Annotated in this window: 17 protein-coding genes; 4 read left to right on the top strand and 13 right to left on the bottom strand. The window is 76.1% G+C overall.

Annotated elements, in window-relative coordinates; translation table 11 throughout:
- Nucleotide 1 precedes the first annotated feature (1 nt).
- Complete coding sequence (locus tag R3E88_03110; GenBank protein MEZ4215443.1) at nucleotides 2–793, top strand: lysophospholipid acyltransferase family protein; 792 nt, start codon at nucleotides 2–4, stop codon at nucleotides 791–793.
- Here R3E88_03110 and menE read toward each other — a convergent pair.
- The 10 genes from menE to R3E88_03060 are packed head-to-tail and all read right to left on the bottom strand — an operon-like array spanning nucleotide 790 to nucleotide 12,158.
- Nucleotides 790–2,367, bottom strand: coding sequence for an o-succinylbenzoate--CoA ligase (menE, locus tag R3E88_03105; GenBank protein MEZ4215442.1), 1,578 nt, complete (start codon nucleotides 2,365–2,367; stop codon nucleotides 790–792). The genes R3E88_03110 and menE overlap by 4 nt on opposite strands.
- Nucleotides 2,364–3,590: a mandelate racemase/muconate lactonizing enzyme family protein gene (locus tag R3E88_03100; GenBank protein ID MEZ4215441.1), complete on the bottom strand. Its 1,227-nt coding sequence runs from the start codon at nucleotides 3,588–3,590 to the stop codon at nucleotides 2,364–2,366. Before R3E88_03100 ends, menE begins: the two co-directional genes overlap by 4 nt.
- Nucleotides 3,587–4,498 carry a 1,4-dihydroxy-2-naphthoate polyprenyltransferase gene (locus tag R3E88_03095; protein MEZ4215440.1) on the bottom strand — a complete coding sequence of 304 codons (912 nt, stop codon included), beginning with the start codon at nucleotides 4,496–4,498 and terminating at the stop codon, nucleotides 3,587–3,589. Before R3E88_03095 ends, R3E88_03100 begins: the two co-directional genes overlap by 4 nt.
- Nucleotides 4,495–5,415 carry a 2-succinyl-6-hydroxy-2,4-cyclohexadiene-1-carboxylate synthase gene (gene menH, locus R3E88_03090; protein MEZ4215439.1) on the bottom strand — a complete coding sequence of 307 codons (921 nt, stop codon included), beginning with the start codon at nucleotides 5,413–5,415 and terminating at the stop codon, nucleotides 4,495–4,497. The genes R3E88_03095 and menH overlap by 4 nt, the downstream gene beginning before the upstream one ends.
- On the bottom strand, nucleotides 5,412–7,310 hold the full coding sequence (menD, locus tag R3E88_03085) for a 2-succinyl-5-enolpyruvyl-6-hydroxy-3-cyclohexene-1-carboxylic-acid synthase (GenBank protein ID MEZ4215438.1): 1,899 nt from the start codon (nucleotides 7,308–7,310) through the stop codon (nucleotides 5,412–5,414). Before menD ends, menH begins: the two co-directional genes overlap by 4 nt.
- 2 nt (nucleotides 7,311–7,312) lie before the next feature.
- Nucleotides 7,313–8,875, bottom strand: a complete 1,563-nt coding sequence (locus R3E88_03080) for an isochorismate synthase (protein ID MEZ4215437.1) — start codon at nucleotides 8,873–8,875, stop codon at nucleotides 7,313–7,315.
- Nucleotides 8,872–9,618 (bottom strand): ubiquinone/menaquinone biosynthesis methyltransferase, encoded by a 747-nt coding sequence (locus R3E88_03075; GenBank protein ID MEZ4215436.1) that lies wholly within the window; start codon nucleotides 9,616–9,618, stop codon nucleotides 8,872–8,874. Before R3E88_03075 ends, R3E88_03080 begins: the two co-directional genes overlap by 4 nt.
- Nucleotides 9,606–10,445 carry a MerR family transcriptional regulator gene (locus R3E88_03070; protein MEZ4215435.1) on the bottom strand — a complete coding sequence of 280 codons (840 nt, stop codon included), beginning with the start codon at nucleotides 10,443–10,445 and terminating at the stop codon, nucleotides 9,606–9,608. Before R3E88_03070 ends, R3E88_03075 begins: the two co-directional genes overlap by 13 nt.
- Before the next feature lie 49 nt (nucleotides 10,446–10,494).
- Nucleotides 10,495–11,232 (bottom strand): glutamine amidotransferase, encoded by a 738-nt coding sequence (locus R3E88_03065; protein MEZ4215434.1) that lies wholly within the window; start codon nucleotides 11,230–11,232, stop codon nucleotides 10,495–10,497.
- A complete protein-coding gene (locus tag R3E88_03060; GenBank protein MEZ4215433.1) occupies nucleotides 11,229–12,158 on the bottom strand; it encodes an RNA methyltransferase in 930 nt (309 codons plus the stop codon). Before R3E88_03060 ends, R3E88_03065 begins: the two co-directional genes overlap by 4 nt.
- Nucleotides 12,159–12,175: 17 nt before the next feature.
- Between R3E88_03060 and R3E88_03055 the strand changes: the two genes are divergently transcribed.
- The gene (locus tag R3E88_03055; protein ID MEZ4215432.1) at nucleotides 12,176–13,309 is read left to right on the top strand and encodes an FAD-dependent oxidoreductase; all 1,134 of its coding nucleotides are present in this window, start codon (nucleotides 12,176–12,178) and stop codon (nucleotides 13,307–13,309) included.
- 20 nt (nucleotides 13,310–13,329) lie between these two features.
- Here the strand turns inward: R3E88_03055 and R3E88_03050 are convergent, their stop codons facing one another.
- Both R3E88_03050 and fbp read right to left on the bottom strand, forming a co-directional pair.
- Complete coding sequence (locus tag R3E88_03050; GenBank protein ID MEZ4215431.1) at nucleotides 13,330–14,949, bottom strand: fumarate hydratase; 1,620 nt, start codon at nucleotides 14,947–14,949, stop codon at nucleotides 13,330–13,332.
- A gap of 79 nt (nucleotides 14,950–15,028) precedes the next feature.
- Nucleotides 15,029–16,039, bottom strand: a complete 1,011-nt coding sequence (fbp, locus tag R3E88_03045) for a class 1 fructose-bisphosphatase (protein ID MEZ4215430.1) — start codon at nucleotides 16,037–16,039, stop codon at nucleotides 15,029–15,031.
- Nucleotides 16,040–16,423: 384 nt separating this feature from the next.
- Here fbp and R3E88_03040 point away from each other — a divergent pair, with 384 nt between their 5' ends.
- Together R3E88_03040 and R3E88_03035 are read left to right on the top strand one after the other, a co-directional pair.
- On the top strand, nucleotides 16,424–18,559 hold the full coding sequence (locus tag R3E88_03040; protein ID MEZ4215429.1) for a S41 family peptidase: 2,136 nt from the start codon (nucleotides 16,424–16,426) through the stop codon (nucleotides 18,557–18,559).
- A gap of 3 nt (nucleotides 18,560–18,562) precedes the next feature.
- Nucleotides 18,563–18,823, top strand: a complete 261-nt coding sequence (locus R3E88_03035; protein ID MEZ4215428.1) for a hypothetical protein — start codon at nucleotides 18,563–18,565, stop codon at nucleotides 18,821–18,823.
- A gap of 28 nt (nucleotides 18,824–18,851) precedes the next feature.
- Here the strand turns inward: R3E88_03035 and R3E88_03030 are convergent, their stop codons facing one another.
- Nucleotides 18,852–20,300 (bottom strand): hypothetical protein, encoded by a 1,449-nt coding sequence (locus R3E88_03030; protein ID MEZ4215427.1) that lies wholly within the window; start codon nucleotides 20,298–20,300, stop codon nucleotides 18,852–18,854.
- Nucleotides 20,301–20,361: the final 61 nt, after the last annotated feature.

Genomic DNA, 20,361 nt, shown 5'->3' with positions numbered 1-20,361 from the left:
CATGCTGAGGCGCCTCGGCTCCGCCGTCTTCTGGGCCTTCCTGGTCGCGAGCTCGTTCGCGCTCTTCCCCGTCGCGGTGCTGGTCTGGCTCGTGACGGCGCCGTTCGATCGGCGCCTCGTCGCGCTCCACCGCTTCACGTGCTTCTGGGGCTCGCTCTACACGTGGCTCAACCCGGCGTGGCCCGTCACGCTCTCGGGGCTCGACCGCATCGACGACGCGCGCCCGTCCGTCCTCGTCGCCAACCACCTCTCGCTGCTCGACATCCTCGTGCTCTTCCGGCTCTTCAAGCACTTCAAGTGGGTGTCGAAGGTCGAGAACTTCCGCGTGCCGCTGATCGGCTGGAACATGCGCCTCAACCGCTACATCCCGCTGCGCCGCGGCGAGCGGTCGAGCGTCGTGCAGATGTTCAAGGCGTGCGAGGAGGCGCTGCGCGGCGGCTCGTCCGTGATGATCTTCCCGGAAGGCACGCGGTCGCCGGACGGCCGGATGCGCCGCTTCAAGACCGGCGCCTTCGAGCTCGCGCTGCGCACGAAGTCGCCGATCGTGCCGATCGCGCTCCACGGCACGGCCGACGCGCTCCCGAAGCGCGGCTTCGTGCTGCAGGGTCGCCACCCGATCGACGTGACGGTGCTCGAGCCGATCCCCTACGAGACCTTCGCCTCGCTCACGACCGAGGAGCTCGCCGAGCGCGTGCGCGACCGCATCGCCGTCGCGCTCGAGGAGCGCGCGAAGCGGCGGAGCGGCGGGCGCGAAGCCTCCGCGGCCGCGACGGCCGCGCCCACCCCCGACTAACGCGCCTCGGCGCGGGCGAGCTCGGCGCGCAGCTCGCCGCGCCGCAGCTTGCCGGACGCCGTGCGCGGCAGCGCGTCGCGCTCCGCGAAGCCGACCGGCACCTCGTAGCCCGCGAGCCGCTCGCGACAGAAGGCGCGCAGCGCGTCGGCGTCGAGCTCCGCGCCCGCGCGCCGCACGACGAACGCGAACGGCCGCGCGCCGAACTCCGCGTCCGCGCGCGCGACGACGGCCGCGTCCTCGACGGCCGGGTGCGCGCACAGCACCGCCTCGACGCGCGCGGGCGCCACGTTCTCGCCGCCCGAGACGATCAGGTCGTCGCGGCGGTCGAGCACGGCGAGGCGACCGCGCGCGTCGAGCGCGCCGACGTCGCCGGTGTGGAGCCAGCCGTCCCGCAGCGCGCGCGCCGTCGCCGCGGCGTCGTCGAGATAGCCCGTCATGAGCGTCGGCCCGCGCACGAGGATCTCGCCGTCCGCGGCGATGCGCAGCTCGGTTCCGTCGAGCGGTGCGAGGTGCGCGCCGAGCGGGCGCTCCGCATCGCCGGGCGCGCGCGTCGCGACCTGCGAGCACGCCTCGGTGAGCCCGTAGGTGGGCGCGACGGGATAGCCGAGCGCCGCCGCGCGCTCGAGCAGCGGCTCGGGGCACGGGCCGCCGCCGAGCAGCACGCTGCGCAGGCGCGCCGGCGCGCGCCGCGCGCCGCGCTCGTCGAGCACGCGCGCGAGCATCGTCGCGACGAACGACGCCTGCGTGATCGCGTCGTCGTCGAGCTCGCGCGCGACGGCCCGCGCGTCGAAGCCCGCGTGCACGAGCGCGCTCGTGCCGTCGAAGACGCTGCGGAAGAGGATCGACAGGCCGCCCACGTGGAAGAGCGGCATGCACGCGAGCCAGCGGTCGCCGGGCGCGCTCCCGAGCCGCGCCGACGACGCGCGCGCGCTCGCCGCGAACGCGCGGAATGCGAGGCGCACGCCGCGCGGCGCGCTCGTCGTGCCCGACGTGAAGAGCACGACGGCCGTGGCCTCGGGGTCGATGCGCCGGGCGAGCGGCGCGTCGCACGGCGCGAGGCGCGCGGGCGCCGGGCCGGGCCCGGAGGCGGCGCTGGCGTCGGCGCCGCCCGCGACGTCGGAAGCGAGCCACTCGATGCGCGCGCCGGCGTCGTCGCCCGGCTCGACGGCCGCCGGCGGGCACGCGGCGACGAGCGCGGGCCGCGCGGAGGCGTCGGCGCGCGTCGTCAGCACGAGCCGCGCGCGCGCGCGCCGCGCCTGGCGCGCGAGCTCGGCGTCGGGGAGCCGCGCGTTGAGCGCGAGCACCGCCGCGCCGCACGCGTGCACGGCGTGGACGAGCGGCGCGACGACGGGCGCGCTCGGGACGAGCATCGCGACGACGTCGCCGGGCGCGACGCCGAGCGCGCGCAACCGTCGCGCGAGCGCGTCGGCGCGCTCGGCGAGCGATGCGTAGTCGAGCGCGCGGAGCGCGCCCGATGCGGGGTCGCGCCACGCGAGCGCCTCGGCGCGCGGGCTCGCCTGCGCGCGCTGCGCGAGCCACGGCCGCGCGACGTCGATCCCGCTGGCGCGCGTCACCCCGCGCGCTCCGCGGCGATCGGGGCGCCGAGCGCGCCGGCGCGGAGCGGCGCGCCGAGGCCGGGCTCGTCGCCGTCGACGACGAGCGCGCCGTTCTCGACGCGAAGCGGCGCGCACGAGTCCGCCGCGAGCCGATCGGACGTCGCGAGCCCGCAGGCCGAGAGCGCGCCGTCCTCCGCGCACGCGAGCGCCGCGTGCGCGGCGGCGCGGACGCCGAGCGAGCCGTCGAGGAACGACGTGACGCAGACGGCCATGCCGCGCGCGCGCGCCGCGCGCGCGAGTGCGAGCGCGCGCAGCGGGCCGCCGAGCGGCGGCAGCTTGAGCACGACCGCGTCGACCGCCGCGCACTCGACGACCCGCGCCGCTTCGCGCGCGTCGACGAGCGACTCGTCCGCCGCGATCGCGACGGGCGACGCCGCGCGCACGCGCGCGAGCGCGTCGACGTCGCCGGGCGGGATCGGCTGCTCGACCCACTCGATGGCGAACGGCGCGAGCGCGGCGAGCGCGGCGCCCGCCCCGCGCTCGTCCCATGCGCCGTTCGCGTCGAGCCGCACCGCGACGGCCGACCCGACCGCGTCGCGCACCGCGCGCACCCGCTCGACGTCGCGCGCGAGCGGCGCCGCGCCGACCTTGCACTTCACGGCGCGGAAGCCCGCGTCGACGGCCGCGCGCGCGGCGCGCGCGGCCTCCTCCGGTGCGCCGTCGCCGACGAGCGCGTTCACGGGAATGCGAGCCGGGAGACGCGGGGCGACGGCGCCGAGCCGCGCCGCGAGCGGCGCGCCCGCGCGCCGCGCGGCGAGATCGAGGAGCGCCGTCTCGCACGCCGCGCGCGCGACCGGCGCATCCGCGAGCGCTCGCTCGAGCGCAGCGTCGAGCGGAGACGAGACGGGCGCGGTGCCGAGCGGAGGAGCGACGCGCGCGCCGTCGGCCGCGCGCCGCGCGACGCCGTCGGCTCCGCGCGCGGGACGCATCGCATCCGCTGGGTGCGCGGCGCGCGCGGCGAGCCCCGCGAGCGCGGCTCCGAGCGCGGCGCGACACGCCGCGAGCGACTCGCCGCCGAAGGCCGGCAGCGGGAGCGCCTCGGCCGCGCCGCACACGCCGTCGTCGCCGCGCAGCGCGAGGGCGAAGCCGCGCCGCTCGGCGATCGCGCCGTGCGCCGTCGCGAGCGGAGCGAGAAGCGGCAGGCGGAGCTCGAAGAGCTCGGCCGTCGCGCCGCCACTCACAGCGCGTAGCCGAGCGCGAACGCGAGCGAGAACGCGAGGCCGAGCCGCGCCGTCGCGCCGAGCACCGGGTTCAGCGCCGCGCCGACCGCGCCTCCGAGGACGCCGCGCACGAGCGGCCACGCGAGCGGCAGCGTCACCACCGGGAGCAGCACCGCGAGGCTCTCGCCGAACGCGACCGCATAGCAAGGCAGGAGCGCGTACGGCGCCAGCACGAGTGCCGCGTACTCGCCCCGCGCCGCGCGCGCGCCGAGCCGCACGGCGAGCGTGCGCTTGCCCGCGACGCGGTCGGTCTCGACGTCGCGCAGGTTGTTGACGACGAGCACCGCGGTCGCGAGGAGGCCGACCGGCACGGCGGCCGCGAGCGCCTCCGCCGAGAGCCGCAGCGACTGCACGTACTCCGTTCCCGCGACCGCGACGAGCCCGAAGAAGACGAACACGGCGACGTCGCCGAGCCCGTGATAGCCGAGCGGATACGGCCCGCCCGTGTAGGCCCAGGCCGTCGCGATCGACGCGACGCCGATCGCGACGACGGGCCAGCCCGCGATCGCGACCAGGTAGAGCCCGACGGCGGCGGCGAGCGCGAAGACGACCGCCATGCCGCGCTTCATCTCGGCCGGCGACAGCAGCCCGAGCTGCACGGCGCGCGGCGGGCCGAGCCGGTGCTCGGTGTCGGCGCCCTTCTCGCTGTCGTACACGTCGTTCGCGAAGTTGCTGCCGACCTGGAGGAGCAGCGCGCCGGCGAGCGCGGCCAGCGCGGCGTCGACGCGGAGCGCGCCGCCCGCGTGCGCGACCGCGGTGCCGACGGCGACCGGTCCGACCGCCACCGCGAGCGTGCGGGGCCGCACCGCGAGCCACCACGCGCGCGCGCGCGACGGCGCCATCGCCAGCGGCGGATGCGGATCGCTCATGCTCCCTCCCCGGCGTCCGGCGACGCGGCGAGGAAGCGCCCGACGACCGCCGCGAAGTGCGACGGGTTCTCGAGGTGCGCGGCGTGCCCCGCCTCGGGAACGACCTCGATGCGCGAGCGCGACGCGCTCCCGAGCCGCGCGAGGAGAGCCTCGGCGATCGCCCGGAACTTCGCGTCCTCCTCGCCGACCACGAGACACACCGGGCACGCGATGCGCACGAGCGCGTCGTGCACGGGCCGCTGCGCGCCGGCTCCCATCCCGCGCAGGCTGTTCGCGAGGCCGTGCGCGACGTTGCACAGGCGCTCGCGACGCGCCTGCGCGAGCGCGGCCCGGCCGAGCCGCGCCTGGCTCGCGAAGAGCGGGAGCGCCATCCACTCGTCGACGAAGGCCTCGACGCCGCGCTCCTCGATGCGCGCGGCGAGCGCTTCGTCGCTCGCGACGCGCTCGGCGCGCGCCGCCGGGTCGGCGATGCCCGCCGTCGCGCCGACGAGCACGAGCTTCCCGACGAGCGCGGGCCGCGCGACGGCGACCTGGAGCGCGGTGCGCCCGCCCATCGAGTAGCCGACCCACGCCGCGCGCTCGACGCCGAGCGCGCCGCACGCGCGCGCGAGCTGCGCGACGCAGTCGTCCATCGCATAGCGAGCGACGCCGCGCGGCGCGTCGCTCGCGCCGTGACCGACGAGGTCGACCGCGAGCACGCGATGCGTCGCGGCGAGCGCGTCGCAGACGCCGCGCATGCTGCCGGCCGCGCCCGTGAATCCGTGCAGCACGACGACGGGCGGGCCCGCGCCGCGTTCGTGCACGGCGAGCGCGAGGCCGTCGCCGACGTCGACGCGGTGCAGCACGGATGCACCGGCCGCGCCGCCCGGCGCGGACGAGGCCGCGCCCGGCGCCGCACGACCTCCCGCGCCGCTCACGCGCCCGCCCCAGCGCCGAGCGCGAAGCGCTCGGCCGCGAGCGCGCGCAGCGCGGCGGCCTCGATCGCGCGGTGCTGCGCGAGGTTCGCGGCGGCGTCGACCGCCACCTCGACGACCGAGACGCCGCGCTCGCCGAAGCTCGCGGCGAGGCGCTCGCGCAGCGCGGCGGCGGAGTCGACGCGCGCGTGACGCGCGCCCGCGAGCGCGCACGCGTGCGCGAGATCGCGGCCGTGGCGCGTGCGGAACCAGCGGTCGAAGTCGACGTGCTCTGCGTGCGCGGCGATCGGCAGGTACGAGAAGATCGCGCCGCCGTCGTCGTTCACGACGACGATCGTCGCGTCGAGCGCGAGGTCGGCCGCCGCGACGAGCCCGCCGACGTCGTGCAGGAACGCGAGGTCGCCGGTGAGCAGGCAGACGCGCCGCCCGCTCGCGGCCGCCGCGCCGAGCGCCGCCGACGTCACGCCGTCGATGCCGCTCGCACCGCGGCACGCGAGCACGCGGCGCGGCGCGCGTTCGAGCGGCCAGTAGGCGTCCACGTCGCGCACGGCCATGCTGTTCGACGCGAAGAGCCACGCGTCGTCGGGGAGCGCATCGGCGATCGCGCGCACGACCCCCGGCGATCCGAGCTGCGGCGCGCTCGCGAGGACGTCGTCGATCGCGCGCGCGCACGCGGCGTCGGCGCGCGCGAAGTCCGCGGCAAAGCCGTCCGCTGCGCGCGGCGGAAGGGCGTCGCGCGCGAGCCGCGCGGCGGCGGCGGCGCAGAGCGCGCCCGGCTCGTCGTCGAGCCAGTGCGTCGCGAGTGCGCTCGCGTCGTTCCACGCGCGGTCGGGGTCGACCAGCACGAGTGCGCGCGGCGGCGCCGCCTCGAGCCAGCGGCGCTGCGGCTTGCTCGTCGGCGATCGCCCGATGCGCACGACGACGTCGGGCGCGTGTGCGCGCGCGAAGCCCGCGTCGCGCAGGAAGAGGTCGGCGTGCGCGACGGAGGTGCCGCCCTCGACGCGCGCGCGCGCGCCCGACGTCGGCTCCGCGAGCAGCGGCCAGCCGCTCGCCGCCGCGAGCGCGGCCGCCTCGCGCGCGACGTCGTCGTCCGACGGGCCGAGCGCGAGGACGCCGCGCGCGCACTCGGCGGCGAGCCGCGCGAGCAGCTCGATGGACGCCGGCGCCGCTGCGGACGCGCGCGCCGAGAGCGCGACGGCGGCGCGCGTCGCCGCGATGTCCCCGCGCGGCCCGCCATCGGATTCCGCCTGCGCCCCGCGGCCCGTGCGCGGCCCCGCGCCACTCGCCCCGGCGGCGAGGAGCTCGCGCGCGTCGAGGGGCGAGCGCTCGGGCTCGAGCGGCTCGCGCAGCGGCCAGTTCACGTGCACGGGCCCGCGCGGGCGGCGCGTCGCCTCGGCGACCGCGCGCGCCGCGAGCGTGCGCGCGTGCCGCGGCGGCGGCCCTCCCGGCCCGGGCACGGCGACCTCGTGGAACCAGCGCACGTGCGAGCCGTACAGGCCGACCTGGTCGATCGTCTGGCCCGCGCCGCGGTCGCGCAGCTCGGGCGGCCGATCGGCCGTCAGCACGACGAGCGGCACGCCCGCGTGGTGCGCCTCGACGACCGCGGGCAGGTAGTTCGCGGCCGCCGTTCCCGACGTGCACACGAGCGCGACCGGTCGCCCGGTGGCCTTCGCCGCGCCGAGCGCGAAGAAGCCCGCCGACCGCTCGTCGAGGTGCACGCTCGCGCGCAGCGCGCCCGCGCTCGCGCGCTCGATCGCGCCGACGGCGAGACACAGCGGCGTCGAGCGCGAGCCGGGCGAGACGCAGACGCGCTCGACGCCGTGCGCGGCGAGCGCGTCGACGAACGCGAGTGCGTAGGCATACGTCGCGCGGCGGTGCTCGCGCTCGGCCGCGTCCACGTTCAGATCTCCGTCAGCTGGGACAGCATCGCGCGCAGCTTGAGCCGCGTCTCGGCGAGCTCGTTCTCGGGCACCGAGCCGGCGACGATGCCCGCGCCCGCGAACAGACGCGCGTGCGCGCCGCGCACGAGACCGGAGCGGAGCGCGACGCGCAGCTCGCCGCCGCCCGTGGCCGTCGCGAAGCCGACCCCGCCCGCATACCAGCCGCGCGCGAGCCGCTCGTGCGCGCGGATCCACGCGCGCGCGGCGGCGCGCGGCGCGCCGCCGACGGCCGGCGTCGGGTGCAGGCGCGCGGCGATCTCGAACAGGTGCGGGCGGCCGCCGTCCGCGCGCGCGACGAGGCGCCCGCCGATCGGCGTGTGGAGGTGCTGGATGCCGTCGAGCGCGAGCAGGTCCGGAGCCTCGTCGCGCTCGACGCGCTCGACGAACGGCGCGATCACCGCCTCGATGTCGCGCGCGACGAACGCGTGCTCCTCCTGGTCCTTCTCGCTCTCGCGCAGCGCGCGCGCGAGCCGGTCGTCCTCGTCGGGGCTGCGGCCGCGAGGCGCCGTGCCGGCCAGTGCCGCGGTCGCGAGCCGGTCGCCGTCGATGCGCAGCAGCCGCTCGGGCGTCGCGCCGGCGAACACGCCGTCGCCGCGCGCGACCGCGAACACGGTCGAGGTCGCGTGCACGCGCCGCAGCGACGCGAGCAGCGCGACGGCGTCGTACGGCACGTCCGTCTCGACCGCGAGCGAGCGCGCGACGACGACCTTCTCGAGCGCGCCGACGCCGATCGCGTCGCGCGCCGCGTCGACCGCGGCGAGGTAGTCGGCGTGCGGGCGATCGGGGCGCGCCGTGTACGCGCTCGCGGTCGCGGGCGGTCGGCGCAGTGCGTCGTCGACGCGCGCGTCGCCGAGCGCGGCCGCGAGCGGCGCGAGGGCGGCCTCGATGCGCGCGGCGAGCGACGCCGGCGACTCGCCCGGCCCGGGCGCCGCCGCGGCGAACGCATGGGCGCGGTTGCCGTCGCGCGCCCAGCCGAGCGCGGGAAGCGCGAACGAGAGCGGCGCGAAGCCCGCCCAGTCGCCGCGCGCGCCGTCCTCGGGCTCGAAGGCGAAGCCTCCCACGAGCGCGGGGGCGAGCTCGGTCGGCGCGCCGTCCGCGGCGAGCGCGATGCGGGCGAAGAGCGCGCGGGCGCGCGCGGCCGCGACGTCGAGCCGCTCGGCGCCGGACGCCTCGACGGACGCGACCGCGCCGAGCGCGGCGAGCGCGCGCCGCTCCGACGGCTGATCCCAGTAGAAGCGCTCGCCGCTCCCGACCGCGAGGTCGGCGGCGCGCGCGCGGTCGACGGCCGCGCGCACGGCGCGCGACCCGCCAGCCTCGTCGCGCGACGTCGCGCCCGCATCGCGCGCGCCCGCGTCGCACGCGACGGCGTCGCACGCGACGGCCGCGAAGAGCGCGAGCCCCGCGCCGTCGCGCGCCGCCACCTCGACGCGCGCCACCGCGATGCCGCCGCGCTCGACGGCCTCGCGCGCGCGCGCCGCGAGCGCCGCGCGGAGCGGGCCGGCGAGGAGCGATGCGGCCGTCACTCGCCCGCCTCCGCGGCGCGGACCGCCGTCAGGATCTGCGCGGCGCCGAGCAGCAGCCGGTGCTTCGCGACGTCGCGGAAGCCCGCGCCCTCGAGCATCGCGAGCAGCGCCGGTGGCTCGGGCAGGTAGACCGTCGACTGCGGCAGGTAGCGGTAGGCGTCCGCGTCCGAGAGCAGGCCGCCGAGCCGCGGCACGATCCGATCGAAGTAGAGCGAGTGGCCGGCGCGCACGAGCCGACTGCGCGGGCGGTCGACGTCGATCAGCGCGATGCGACCGCCCGGCGCGAGGACGCGCGCGAGCTCGCGGAAGACGTCGGCGAGCGACACGAAGTTGCGCAGCGCGAACCCGCACGTGACGACCGTGACGCTCGCGTCGGCGAACGGGAGCGCCGCCGCGTCGCCCTGCACGAGTGCGGGCGTCGCGCCGCGCGCCTGCGCGCCCCGCAGCATCTCGCGCGCGAAGTCGGCTCCGACGACGCGCGCACCGAGCGCCGCGGCGAGCTCGCAGAGGTCGCCCGTCCCGCAGGCGAGGTCGAGCACGCGATCGCCCGGGCCCACGCGCGCGAGCGCGAGCGCGCGCCGTCGCCAGCCCTGGTCGAGACCGCCGCTCATGAGGCGGTTCATCAGGTCGTAGCGGGGCGCGATGCGGTCGAACATCGACTGCACCTGCGCGCGCTTGTGCTCGGCCGGCGGAAGCGCGTCGGCGCGCGGCGACCCGGCGGCGCCCCGACCTAACGTCGCCACGACACCTCCAGGCGCGCGGAGCGCGTCTCGGCGAGCGCCTTCTCGAGCGCCTCGCGCTCGCCGCGCGCGCGGAGCCGCTCGAGCGCGCGCCGGACGAGCGTGCGCTCGAAGTGGAGCGCGACGAGCCGCGCCGCCTCGGGCAGCAGCGCGCGGAACGCGTCCGCCACCGCGTCGTCGGACGCGGCGGCCGCGCTCGCGTCGCCCGCGGCCGCGCGCGCGCGCGCCGGCTCGAGCACGTGCGCGTCGAAGAGCCCGATCGCCGCGTCGGCCGTCGTCTCGACGCGCCGCGCGTGCGCGACCGCGACGTCGAGGAGCTCGGCCAGCGGGAAGCCGCGACCGAGGACGGCGAGCCCGGCGCGCGCGAGCTCGGCATCGGCGCGCGCGAACCGCTCCTCGCCGTCGACCTCGATCGGCGCGATCAACCCGGCCGACTGCGCGGCGGCGATCAACGCCTCGGGCACCTTCGACTCCGCGGCGAGCTCGCTGCGCGACAGGGCGCGCTCGCCGACCGACTCGGCGACGAGCGCGGCGAGCAGCGCGGCGGTCGCGTCCGCCTCGCCTCCGGCGCGCGGCGCGCCCTCGCCGCTCGCGTCCGCCGCGTGCTCGCCCGCGAAGAGCTTCGCGATCTGCGCGAGCGTGAAGCCTTCGGCGAGCAGCGCGCGCGTGCGGCGCAGGCGCTCGAGATGGACGGGGCCGTACCACGCGACGCGCCCTTCGCGGCGCGGCGGCGGGAGCAGGCGCTTGCCCTGGTAGAAGCGGACGGTGTCGACGGTGACGCCGGCGGCGCTCGCCAGCTCCTCGACGCGGTACTCGGCCTGGGACTGCACGACCGGCGATTCTAGGAGTGATCGCTCGAATCGTCCAACCGTCTGAAAATCAACGGGAATCCGAGCCCTCGGCGATCCGGCCGAAGCGCGCGAGCAGCTGCGGACCGGCGGGCGTCGGCGCCACGCGCTCGAGCGCGGCCCGCGCGTCGAGGCCCTCGGCCTCGAGCGCCTCGCGGCGCGCCTCGAGGTAGCCGCGCATCACGTGCTCGTCGAACTCGGGGTGGAACTGCACGCCCCACGCCACGGCGCCGCGCGCGTCGTCGATGCGGAACGCGTGATGCGGGTCGAGTGCGGTGCGCGCGAGCCGCCGCGCCGCGCGCGGGAGCGCGAGCACGGCCTCGACGTGCGTCGCGTGGAAGCGCTCGCGCGCGGGCGCGTCGCCGAGCAGCGCGTCGCCGGCGGCGTCCGGCAGCAGGTCGACGTCGACCGTGCCGATCTCGCGCCCGTGCGGGTTGGGGCCGACGCGGCCGCCGAGCGCGTGCGCGAGCAGCTGGTGCCCGTAGCAGATGCCGAGCACGGGCACGCGCGCGGCGACGGCGCGCGCGAGCCACGCGGCCGCGCGCTCGCTCCACGGCTCGCGCTCGCTCACCATTGCGCTCGAGCCCGTGACGACGATGCCCGTGACGTCGCGCGGCGCGGGGAGCGCGTCGCCCTCGAAGACGGCGACGACCTCGACGCGCGCGCGCTCGAGGGCGAGGCCGCGCTCGATCCACGCCTCGAAGTCGCCGCGCGCGGCGCGCACCTCGGGCAGCGTCGTGCCCGTCTTGACGACGAGCAGCGGCTTCACGCGCCGGCCGGCCGCGACGCGCTCGGCCCGAGCGCGTACATCGCGATCGCGGCCGCGGTCGCGACGTTCAGCGAGTCGACGCCCGCCGCCATCGGGATGCGCACGCGCGCATCCGCATAGCATCGGAGCGCGTCGGAGAGGCCCTCGCCCTCGCTGCCGAGCACGAGCACGCGACCGGCCGGGCGGCCGACCGCCCCGCGACCGCCGGGCGAGGCGAGCGCCGCGAGATCGCCCGCGTCGGGCGCCGGGTCGAGCGCGACGATCTCGAAGCCCGCGTCGCGAAAGGGGTCGAGGCCCTCGGGCCAGCGCTCGGCGCGCGCGTACGGCAGGCGCAGCACGGCTCCCATCGAGACGCGCACGGCCTTGCGGTAGAGCGGATCGCAGCAGCGCGGGGAGAGCACGATCGCGCTCGCGCCGAGCGCGAGCGCGTTGCGGAACGCGCTCCCGACGTTGTCGATGTCGGTCAGGTCCTCGAGCGCGACGACGAGCCGCGGCGCCGCCGCGGCCTGCGCGCGCAGCGGCGACAGGACGTCGTCGATCGCGAGGGCGTCGCGGCGGTGCGCGACCGCGAGGCAGCCGCGGTGGATGCGGAACCCGACGACGGCATCGAGCAGCGCGGGCGGGGCGACGTGGATCTCGGCGCCCGGCGCGAGCCGCGACCAGACATGGGCGAGCGCATCGAACGCGGCCGGCGAGACGAGCACCGCCTTCACGTCGAAGCGCCCGTGCACGACCAGCGCCTCGACGTTCTTGCGGCCCTCGATCACGAAGAGCCCGCGCTCGCGGCGAAGCTCGGGGTCGCGCACGTTGCGGAAGTCGTCGAGCCGCGCGTCGTCGAGCGCGTCCACCCAGGTCGCGGTGCGACCGCTCCCGAAGGCGAACGCGCGATCAGGAGCGGCGGCGGAGCGGTGCGTCGGCGCGGACACTGCGGGAAGCTATCACCATGGACGCCCGCTCGAACGGCGATGGCCGCGTGCTCGTGCTCGTGGGCGGCGGACACGCGCACGTCGAGGTGCTCCGCCGGCTCGCCGAGTCACGCGAGCCCGGGCTCGCGATCGTCGTCGTCTGCGACCGCGCGCGCTCTCTCTACTCGGGGATGGTGCCGGGCTTCGTCGCCGGCCAGTACGCGGCGGGCGAGCTCGAGATCGACGTGCCCGCGCTCGCCGCGCGGGCGGGCGCGCGCTGGATCGGCACGGCCGCGGTCGGCATCGACGCGGCGCGACGGCGCGTCGCGCTCGCCGACGGGAGCGAGGTCGCATACGACCTCGCGTCGCTCGACGTCGGCTCGACGGTCGCCGGGCTCGCGACGCCGGGCGTTCGCGAGCACGCCCTGTCGACGCGACCGATCGCGGAGTTCGTGGCGCGCATTCCCGAGGTGGTGGCGCGCTGCGAGCGCGAGCGCTCGCCGCACGTCGTGGTCGTCGGCGGCGGTGCGGCGGGCGTCGAGCTCGCGTTCTGCACGCGCGCGCGCATCGCGCGCGAGACGGGCGGGCGCGCGCGCGTGACGATCGTCGAGGGCGGGCCGGAGCTCCTGCCGGGCGCGACGCGCGCGCTGCGCGGCTGCGCGATGCGCGCGGCGGCGCGCGCCGCGATCGCCGTGCGCACGGGGCGACGCGTCGTCGAGGTGGCGGCGGGCGGCGTCGAGCTCGACTCCGACGAGGCGCTGGCGGCCGATCTCGTCGTGTGGGCGACGGGGGCGGCCGCGCACCCGTTCGTCGCGGAGAGCGCGCTCCCGGCCGCGGCGCTCGACGAGCGCGGCTTCGCGCGCGTCGGGGCGACGCTCGAGGTCGCGGGGTGCGACGGACTGTTCGCCGTCGGCGACTGCGCGAGCCTGCCGGGCACGGCGAAGGCGGGCGTCTACGCGGTGCGGCAGGGTCCGGTGCTCGCGGACAACCTGCGCGCCGCGCACCGCGGCGAGCCGCTCGCGCGCTACGCGCCGCAGCGCGACTTCCTGCGCCTGCTCAACCTCGGCGACGGCACGGCGATCGCCGCGAAGTGGGGGCTCGCCGCGCACGGCGCGCTCGCGATGCGGCTCAAGGACCGCATCGATCGCGGCTTCATGCGCCGCTATCGCTAGGCGAGGCCCCGCCGCGCGCCTCAGAGCTGCTGGAAGAAGTCGTTGCCCTTGTCGTCGACGACGATGAAGGCGGGGAAGTCCTCGACCTCGATCTTCCAGACGGCCTCCATGCCGAGCTCCTCGAACTCGAGCACGTCGACCTTCTTGATCGAGTCCTTCGCGAGCACGGCCGCGGGCCCGCCGATCGAACCCAGGTAGAAGCCGCCGTGCTCCTTGCACGCGTCGGTGACCTGCTTGCTGCGGTTGCCCTTGGCGAGCGTGACGTAGCTCCCGCCGTGGCGCATGAAGAGGTCGACGTACGAGTCCATGCGGCCGGCCGTCGTCGGCCCGAAGCTGCCGGACGCGAGGCCCTGCGGCGTCTTCGCCGGGCCGGCGTAGTAGACCATGTGGTCCTTCATGTACTGCGGCAGCTCGCCGCCCGCGTCGAGGCGCTCCTTCAGCTTCGCGTGCGCGATGTCGCGCGCGACGACGAGCGTGCCGGTGAGCGAGAGCCGCGTCTTCACCGGGTACTGCGAGAGCTCGCGGCGGATCTCGCTCATCGGGCGCCGCAGATCGACCTTCACGACCTCGCCCTTCGCGAGGTCGGCCGGCGCGACCTCGGGGAGGAACTGCGCGGGGTTCGTCTCGAGCTGCTCGAGGAAGACGCCGTCGCGCGTGATCTTGCCGAGGATCTGGCGGTCGGCGCTGCACGAGACGCCGATGCCGACCGGGCACGACGCGCCGTGTCGCGGCAGCCGGACGACGCGCACGTCGTGGCAGAAGTACTTCCCGCCGAACTGCGCGCCGATGCCGACCTGCTGCGTGAGGCGGTGGATCTCCGCCTCGAGCACCGGGTCGCGGAAGGCGCGGCCGCGCGCGTTGCCGGTCGTCGGCAGCCCGTCGAGGTAGCGCGCGCTCGCGAGCTTCACGGTCTTGAGCGTCGCCTCGGCGCTCGTGCCGCCGATCACGACGGCGAGGTGGTAGGGCGGGCAGGCCGCGGTGCCGAGCAGCTTGATCTTCTCGGCCATCCACTTCATCAGCGAATCGGGGTTCAGGAGCGCGCGCGTCTCCTGGAAGAGCAGGCTCTTGTTGGCGGACCCGCCGCCCTTCGTGACGAACAGGAAGTGGTACTCGTCGCCCTCGGTCGCGTAGAGCTCGAGCTGCGCGGGCAGGTTCGTCCCGGTGTTCTTCTCCTCGTACATCGAGAGCGGCGCCATCTGCGAGTAGCGCAGGTTCGTCTCGGTGTACGTGCGGTGGATGCCGCGCGAGAGCGACTCCTCGTCGTCGCCCGTCGTGAAGACGCGCTGTCCCTTCTTGCCGATGACGATCGCGGTGCCCGTGTCCTGGCACGAGGGCAGGATCATGCCGGCCGAGATGCACGCGTTCTTCAGCATCTCGCGCGCGACGAAGCGGTCGTTGTCGCTCGCCTCGGGGTCGTCGAGGATCTTCGCGAGCTGGCGCAGGTGGCCGGTGCGGAAGAGGTGGGAGACGTCGTGGATGGCGGCCGCCGCGAGCGCGGAGAGCGCGCCGCCGTCCACCTTCAGGACCGGCGCGCCCTCGAACTCGCCGAGCGAGACGCCGCCGACGTCGAGCCGGCGGTAGACGGTGTCGTCGTGGTCGAGCTCGAAGATCGGCTGATGGACGAATTCGGGCACGGGCATCGCGGCCTCCTGCGCGGGCTCTGGATCCGACCGGGTCGGTGCGGTGGACTGGAGGCCGCGCAGGATAGCGGAGACGCGCTCAGAGGAACTCGAGCACCTTCTCCACTTCGGCCGACGAGCCGAGCACGACGGGCGTCCGCTCGTGCAGCTCGCCCGGCGCGACGTCGAGGATGCGACGCCCGTCGCCCGTCGACGCGAGCCCGCCCGCCTGCTCGACGAGCAGGCTCATCGGGTTCGCCTCGTACATGAGCCGCAGCTTGCCCTTCGGCGCCTTCTTCGTCGGCGGGTACAGGAACACGCCGCCCTTGAGCAGCGTCCGATGCACGTCGGCCACCATCGAGCCGATGTAGCGGCTCGCGTAGCCGTGGTTCTCGGTGTGCACGAGGTAGCTCTGGTAGCCCTCGGAGAAGTCGAACCGGTAGGCGCCGTTCACCGACCGGATCTTCTTCTCGCGCGGGATCTGGAGGCCCTCCTGCACGAGCACGAACTCGCCGAGGTCGGGGTCGAGCACGAACATGTCGACGCCGTGACCGAGCGTGAGGACCATGAGCACGGACGAGCCGTAGAGCACGTAGCCCGACGCGACCTGCGCCTTGCCCGGCTGGAGGGCCGCGGTGTCCGTCGCTTCGTCGTCGCGGTCGTTCGCGAGGATGCTGAAGATGGTGCCGACGCCGGCCGCGACGTCGATGTTGGAGCTGCCGTCGAGCGGGTCGAACAGGACGACGTAGTCGCCGCCCGCGCTCTTCGGCCGGACGACGACGACCTCGTCCTCCTCCTCCGAGCCGAGCACGCCGACGTGCGGGCACCGGCGCAGGCAGTGGATCAGGAGGTCGTTCGCGATGACGTCGAGCTTCTGCTGCTCCTCGCCCTGGACGTTCGTGGTGCCGACCGCGCCGATCACGTCGCCCGCGAGGCGCGCGCGGCGGACCTTGTTCGCGATCGACTTGCTCGCGAGCGCGATCGCCGCGATCACGTCGGGGAGGTTGCGGCTGCCGTTGCGCTCCTTCGCGGCGCGCAGGTACTCCGTCAGGGTGTCGAGCTCGTCGCCTCGCGCCGGACCCGCTTCGCTTCCCGTCATCGTGCGTCCCATCTTCGGTGTCGTCCTCGCCCGTGGCCCCGTCCCGCGCGCGGCGCGAGCCCGCGATGGGCGGGGCCGGCGCGAGGCCAGTGCGTATAGCGCAGCGTCGTGGCCGCGAAGCGACGGCCCGGTGCAATCGCCGTTCCAGACGCAGGCGGGGCGCAGGAGCCCGCCCAGCGCCCCGACGCGCAATGCCGGCCGCGCCGACCGGGGCATCGCGCGCGCCCCGGCGGCGCGAGGCGCCCCACGCCCGCGTCGTTCCCTTTCGCGGCCGCGCGGCACCTACCGAGGGACCGTTCGACGGCCGCTTCCGGGTCGCGCCGAGGCTGCGGCGCGCCCGCTTCACCGAGCCCGCCCGAGGTGGTGCTCGCTGCAGGACTGTTATTCTTGAAGCCCATGAATTCCAAGCAGAATCCCGCGAAGCGGCGCCCGCGCGCCCCCCTGCTCCACGGCGCGCTCGCCCTCGCCGCCGCGGCGGTGCTCGCGTCGCTCCCCGGCCCGGCGGCCGCGACCGAGCTCTCCTGCGACCGCATCCCGGACCTGATGCGCCAGTTCCTCCAGAAGCACTACCAGTTCAACACGCCCAACGACGAGCTGCGCGCGCGCGTGGTCGACACCTTCCTGCGCCGGCTCGACCCGGGGAAGACGCTCTACCTGCGCGACGAGGCGACCGCGCTCGAGAAGCGCCTCCAGGGTGTGCTGCTCGACGTCAGCGAGGGCAACTGCGCCGTGCTGCGCGAGCTGCACGAGGACGTGCCCAGGCGCTACGCGGCGATGGAGCGGTACATCGAGCGCGCCGTCTCGCGCGACGACTACGCGATCGACCCGAACGTCACGCTCGTGATCGACCCCGAGAAGCGCGCGCGCCCCGCGACGGTCGAGGAGCGCAACGCGCTGTACGACCGGCTCATCGACTTCCAGATGGCGAACTACGCCGTCGCGCTCGCCGCCGAGAGCGGCGCGCTCGCCGACGGCGCGAAGGCCGACGGAGCCAAGGCCGACGGCGCGAAGGACGAGGCCGCGGACGCGAGCCACGCGACGATCGAGGTCACGCCCGAGCTGCTCGAGAAGGCGCGACAGCGCCTGCTCAAGCGCCAGGCCCTGCAGACGAAGCGCGCGAAGGAGACGAAGCTCGAGGACATGTACGCGAGCTTCCTCGACTCGTTCGCGCGCGCGCTCGACCCGCACTCGAACTACCTGTCGCAGGACGTGTTCGACGACTTCACGATCCAGATGCAGCTCTCGCTCGAGGGCATCGGCGTGTCGCTCACCTACAAGGACGGCTACTCGGTCGTCGACCGCGTGATCCCGGGCGGCGCGACCGCGAAGCAGAAGGCGCTCGAGCCCGGTGACAAGATCATCGCCGTCGCGCAGGAGGACGGCGAGTTCGTCGACGTCGTGGACATGGATCTGCGCGACGTCGTCCGCCTCATCCGCGGCCCGCGCGACACGACCGTCCGGCTCGGCGTGCTGCGCGACGAGAACGCGCGGCTGAACGTCGCGATCGTGCGCGAGCGCATCGACCTCGAGGAGTCCGCCGCCAGCCTGCGCGTCGAGGAGATCGAGCGCGGCGACAAGAAGCTGCGGCTCGGCTTCGTCGACCTCCCCTCGTTCTACGGCGACCACAACCCCGCGAAGCGCCAGAGCTCGCGCGACATGCGCAAGCTCCTGAAGGAGGCGAAGCAGGAGAACCTCGACGGCCTCGTGCTCGACCTGTCGCGCAACGGCGGCGGGCTGCTCGAGAACGCGGTCGAGATCGCCGGCCTGTTCGTCGCGGACGGCGGCGTCGTCGCGGTGAAGGACACGTACGGGAAGCTGCAGGTGATGCACGACCCCGACGACGCCATCGCGTGGGACGGCCCGCTCGTCGTGCTGACCTCGCGCTTCAGCGCCTCGGCGTCCGAGATCGTCGCGGGAGCGATGAAGGACTACCACCGCGCGCTGCTCGTCGGCGACGACCACACGTTCGGCAAGGGGACGGTGCAGAGCATGGTGCGGCAGCCGCCCGGGCTCGGCGCGATCAAGGTGACGACCGCGCTCTTCTTCCGGCCGGGCGGCGTGTCGACGCAGCACGAGGGCGTCGCGAGCGACCTCACCCTGCCCGCCGAGTACGACGTCGACGAGTTCGGCGAGAAGCACCAGCCGTACTCGCTGGCCACGCAGCAGGTGGCGCCCTTCGTCGAGGCGCACAGCGCGGGCGGCGAGAGCGCGCCGTGGCCGCCGCTCACGACCGACCTCGTCGGCGAGCTCGCGCAGCGGTCGGCCGAACGCGTGAAGGCGACGGCCGAGTTCCAGGAGTACGAGCGCGAGGTGGCGGAGGCGCGCGCGCGCGGCGGCATCGTCGCCGTCCGCGACATCCTCTCGCGCTCGATGCCGACCGAGGACGCGACGCCCGAGGAGCCCGAAGACGGCGAGGAGCACGAGCTCACGGCGCACCAGCACGAGGCGCTCGAGATCCTCGCGGACTACGTGACGCTCGGCGGGCACGCCCTCGCCGACAACCGCCTGTCCAGCGCGAACGCGCCGAACTGACGCGTGCGCGGCGGGCTCGGCGCACTGTTCGCGATCGCCTTCCTCGGCGCGCTCGTCTGGTTCAGCACCACGCAGAGCCAGGTCGAGTGCGAGGCGTGCATGCGCTTCGAGGGACGCGAGGCGTGCAACACGAGCGCGGCCGCGACCCGCGAAGAGGCCGAGGCCCAGGCGCGGAGCAGTGCGTGCGCGCGCGTGAGCGCGGGCGTCACGGCCGGGATCCAGTGCAGCCAGCAGCCGCCCGCGAGGCTCGTCTGCTCGGAGTGACGCGGCCTGCCGCCGCGCGCGCCGCGGCTCAGCGCCGTCCGCGCAGCTTCGACCGCCCGGCCGCCGCGACGAGCGCAGCCGCGACGAGCGCGAAGCCACCCGGCAGCGCCGGCACCGCTGCGACCGCGGCGTCGACCGCCCACAGCGCCACTCCGCTCCCGTCCGTGGCGGGGAAGAAGACGCGCCCGCCCGCGGCCGCGAAGCCCGGGTCGAACGAGACCGAGCCGCCCGCACCCGGGTTGAGATCGCCGAGCGCGAACGTGCCCGCGGCGCTCCCGTCGCTGACCCACGGCTCGTCGCCGCTCGCGCCGTCGTTCGCCTGGAAGTAGACGCTCCCCGCCTCGCAGCCGAGCGACTGGAACTCGACGCCGCCGCCCGTCGACGAGATCGGCACCTCGGTGTCCGGCGTCCCGTCCGTCGCCCACAGCTCCATGCCGGTGCCGTCGTCGGCCGCGAACACGACGAGCCCGTTCACGAAGCACATCGTCTGCGCGAACACGCCGATGCCGGCACCGGGCGCGACGTCCGTCACGCGTTCGACCGCGACGCCGTCGGTGCGCCACACCTCCTGCCCGGTGGCCGGCTCGAAGGCCAGGAAGTAGGCGTGGCTGGGCGTGACGAGGAAGCTGCTCGGCGCCGACGACGAGGCGCCCGGGTTGATGTCCGCGACGAGCGACGTCGTCGTGCCGTCGGTCGCGAACAGCTCCGTGCCCGTGGTGCCGTCGTTGCCGACGAAGAGCACGAGGCTTCCGAACGCGACGGGGAACGTGCCGCCGCCCGACGCGGCGCCGGGGTTGAGATCGGCGACGAGCTGCGTGCCCGTCGCCGTCCCGTCGCTGCGCCAGAGCTCGAAGCCCGACGTCCCGTCGTCGGCCTGGAAGTACGCGAAGCCGCCGAGGACGGCGAAGCCGTTGCCCGCCGGATTCGAGCTCGCCGCGCCGGGCCGGATGTCCTTGACGAGCTGCGTTCCCGCCGTCGTGCCGTCCGTGCTCCACAGCTCGGTGCCCGTGCCGCCCGCCGCGTCGTCGGCGCGGAACAGGACGAGCCCGCCGAGGTCGGCGCCGAACAGCGCGTTCGATCCCGAGGCCCCGGCGTCGATGTCCTTCACGGGCACCGTTCCCGCCGGCGTGCCGTCCGTCTTCCACAGCTCGTCGCCGAGCACGCCGTCGTTGGCGCGGAACAGCACGACGCCGAGGCTCGGCGCGGCGAAGAAACGATCCGCGTTCGAGCCGGCGGTCGGGTGGACGTCGGCCAGCTCGAACGTGCCCGCGAGCGTGCCGTCCGAGATCCACGGCTCGCGTCCGTTCGTCGGGTCGATGCCGCCGAACACGAGCCGGCCTCCGAGATCGACGCCGACCGGGAAGAAGACCGTGCTCGTCGCGCCGACCGGGTGCACCTCGTACGGCACCTGCGCGCGCGAGGCGGACGCGAGCGTCGCGAGAGCGACGGCGGCGAGCAGCGGGACGATGCGAGCCATGGCGGGATCCTCCTGTCGACGGGCCGAGCCGCCCCGTTCCAGCGCGCCGGCGCCGGCGCGA

It is taken from the genome of Myxococcota bacterium, assembly GCA_041389495.1.
Taxonomy (GTDB): Bacteria; Myxococcota_A; UBA9160; order UBA9160; family UBA4427; genus JAWKRT01.
The sequence above is the reverse complement of the archived record's forward strand: the minus strand, read 5'-3'. Positions and strand labels throughout refer to the sequence as shown.

Coding starts and splice junctions, on each gene's coding strand:
- R3E88_03110 (MEZ4215443.1), top strand. CDS start 2: ATGCTGAGGCGCCTCGGCTCCGCCGTCTTCTGGGCCTTCCTGGTCGCG.
- R3E88_03095 (MEZ4215440.1), bottom strand. CDS start 4,498: ATGAGCGATCCGCATCCGCCGCTGGCGATGGCGCCGTCGCGCGCGCGC.
- R3E88_03055 (MEZ4215432.1), top strand. CDS start 12,176: ATGGACGCCCGCTCGAACGGCGATGGCCGCGTGCTCGTGCTCGTGGGC.
- R3E88_03050 (MEZ4215431.1), bottom strand. CDS start 14,949: ATGCCCGTGCCCGAATTCGTCCATCAGCCGATCTTCGAGCTCGACCAC.
- fbp (MEZ4215430.1), bottom strand. CDS start 16,039: ATGGGACGCACGATGACGGGAAGCGAAGCGGGTCCGGCGCGAGGCGAC.
- R3E88_03040 (MEZ4215429.1), top strand. CDS start 16,424: ATGAATTCCAAGCAGAATCCCGCGAAGCGGCGCCCGCGCGCCCCCCTG.
- R3E88_03030 (MEZ4215427.1), bottom strand. CDS start 20,300: ATGGCTCGCATCGTCCCGCTGCTCGCCGCCGTCGCTCTCGCGACGCTC.